Genomic DNA, 802 nt, shown 5'->3' with positions numbered 1-802 from the left:
GCGCTGTTCCTCGCCGGCTCGGCGCTGTGCGGCGCGGCCTGGTCGGCCGGCAGCCTGATCGCCTTCCGGGTCCTGCAGGGCATCGGCGGCGGCATGCTTCTGCCGCTGATGCAGACCGTTCTCGCTCAGGCTGCCGGTCCGCAGCGGCTGGGGCGGCTGATGGCCGCGGTCGCTGTGCCAGCCCTGGTGACGCCTATCCTGGGACCGGTCATAGGCGGTGTGATCGTCGACAACCTGAGCTGGCGCTGGATCTTCCTCGTCAACATCCCGGTCTGCCTCGTCGCCCTGCTGCTGGCCTGGCGGGGGATGCCCGACGTACGGACCCCCGGCCGGCACCCGCTGGACGTTCGCGGGCTCGTGCTGCTCTCCCCGGCGCTGGCGGCGGTCGTCTACGGCTTCTCGGAGGCCGGCAGCCGGGGCAACTTCGCGGACGCGAACGTCATCGTCCTACTGGTCGCCGGTGCGGTTCTGCTGGTCCTGTTCACCGTGCACTCCCTGCGGGTCGCCGTCGAACCGATCATCGACCTACGGATGTTCCGGAGCCGGGCCTTTACCGGTTCGGCTGCGATGATGTTTCTCTTCGGGGTCTCGTTGTTCGGCGCGATGCTGCTGCTTCCGTTGTACGAGCAGCAGGTCCGTGGACGCAGTGCAGCCGATGCCGGGCTGCTGCTTGCTCCGCAAGGGCTCGGAATGATGATCACTATGGTCGTGGTCGGCAAACTCACGGACCGGGGCAGCACCCGGCTGCTCGTCCTCGTCGGCCTGCTGCTGAGCGTGCTGGGCACCGTCGCCTACACCCAGG

Annotated in this window: 1 protein-coding gene; it reads left to right on the top strand. The window is 68.8% G+C overall.

Annotated elements, in window-relative coordinates:
* The coding region (locus DD1DGNOD_RS24770; RefSeq protein WP_131771145.1) for a DHA2 family efflux MFS transporter permease subunit at positions 1–802 on the top strand (802 nt) is incomplete at both ends.

Origin of the sequence: Candidatus Protofrankia californiensis, assembly GCF_900634765.1 — a bacterium.
GTDB lineage: Bacteria > Actinomycetota > Actinomycetes > Frankiales > Frankiaceae > Protofrankia > Protofrankia californiensis.
This window is presented reverse-complemented; position numbering and strand designations above follow the sequence as displayed.